General features: G+C 54.5%; 1 protein-coding gene. It reads right to left on the reverse strand.

Annotated elements, in window-relative coordinates; translation table 11 throughout:
- Positions 1–123: 123 nt before the first annotated feature.
- Positions 124–1,578 carry a multidrug efflux MATE transporter EmmdR gene (gene emmdR / locus LDK53_RS22060; RefSeq protein WP_225288077.1) on the reverse strand — a complete coding sequence of 485 codons (1,455 nt, stop codon included), beginning with the start codon at positions 1,576–1,578 and terminating at the stop codon, positions 124–126.
- Positions 1,579–1,782 lie beyond the last annotated feature (204 nt).

The raw sequence follows: 1,782 nt of genomic DNA on the forward strand, positions 1-1,782 counted from the left end.
ACCGACTGAACTACAGAGGAATCGTGTGAACGGGGCGCATATTATCGATGCTCCCCCATGATGTCAAAGGCAGAATGCATATTTCCGATCGTTTGCCGAATTATTCTCCATTTCGCGCAATTGTCAGGCATTCTGTCGCGGGTATTTCCACAGCCAGCGCCCGCTGACCATGCGCCAGTAGAACAGCGCGCCGCGCACGGCCCAGTCGAGGAACATCCCCAGCCAGACGCCGATCACGCCCCATCCGAGCATCACCCCGAGCGTATACCCGGCAACGACGCGACATCCCCACATGCCAAGCATTGAAACCCACATCGCAAAACGGGCGTCCCGCGCGCCTTTCAGACCGGCGGGCAATACCCATGAGGCCGCCCAGATGGGCATAAAGGCCGCGTTGAGCCAGATGAGGACTTTTACGACCTCTTTCACGTCATCTTCGTGGGTATAGAACGAGGCCATCAGCCCGGCAAACGGCGCAGTGCCCCAGGCAATCAGCGTCAGCCCAATCGTCGACAGCCAGAACACGTGACGCAACTGCCGCTCCGCCTGGCCTATCTGCCCTTTCCCGAGCCGTTTGCCGGTAATGATGGTCGATGCCGACCCCAGCGCGTTACCCGGCAGGTTAATCAGCGAGGCAATGGAAAAGGCAATGAAGTTACCGGCGATAACGTCGGTGCCCATCCCGGCGACAAACATCTGCGTCAGCAGTTTCCCGCCGTTAAACAACACCGATTCAATGCTCGCGGGAATACCAATCCCCATAACTTCCCAGATAATGGCGAAATTAAAGGGGCGGAAATAGCTTTTCAGCGTAAGACGCAGCGAAGGCGTGATCCCCACCATCAGCACCCCAATAATGGCCGCCGCACCGATATAGCGTGAAATGGTTAACCCCAGCCCGGCGCCGATGAACCCCAGTCCATCCCATGAGAACACGCCGTAGATCAGCACGCTGCTGATCATGATATTCAGGATATTCATTCCGCCGTTGATCAGCAGCGGGATTTTGGTATTACCCGCCCCACGTAGCGCGCCGCTGCCAATCAGCGCAATGGCTGCCGCCGGGTAGCTTATGACGGTCATCTCGAGATAGGTCAGCGCCAGGTCTTTTACCTCAGTGGTGGCCTCCCCGGCGACAAAGTCGATAATCTCTTTACCGAAATAGTGGATCAGCGCCGCCAGAACGATCGAAAAAATAGTCATGATCATCAGCGACTGGCGGGCCGCCTCGCGGGCACGTTTGGGGTCAAGCTTGCCAAGGCTAAAGGCCACCACCACCGTCGTTCCGAGGTCTATAGCGGCAAAGAACGAGATCACCACCATATTAAAGCTGTCCGCCAGCCCTACCCCGGCCATCGCCTCTTTCCCCAGCCAGCTCACCAGGAAGGTGCTCAGCACGCCCATTAACAGAACGCAGGTGTTTTCCAGAAAGATAGGCACAGCAAGAGGGGTGATTTCACGCCAGAACAGAACACGATAGCTTTTACGTTTTGCATACCATGGCGTGCGCGTTATCGCCTGGCGTAAGGAGGCAGTGACGTTCAAAATGGACCTTAGCGAGAAAAGTTGAAACTCCATTTCAAATGATGGGGGACAAATGCTAATCCTGCAAAGTATTTTCCTTAAAAAGATGTGTGGATTTACAACAAACTGATGACAGAATCAGCAATCAGTCGTTTTTCTCTAAGATCAGGTTTGACAAAACTTTTTTCACCGCTAAGATAAGCCTCCACAACGATTCCTCTGTAGTTCAGTCGGTAGAACGGCGGACTGTTAATCCGT

Origin of the sequence: Enterobacter sp. K16B (genome assembly GCF_020216105.1) — a bacterium.
GTDB lineage: Bacteria > Pseudomonadota > Gammaproteobacteria > Enterobacterales > Enterobacteriaceae > Enterobacter > Enterobacter sichuanensis.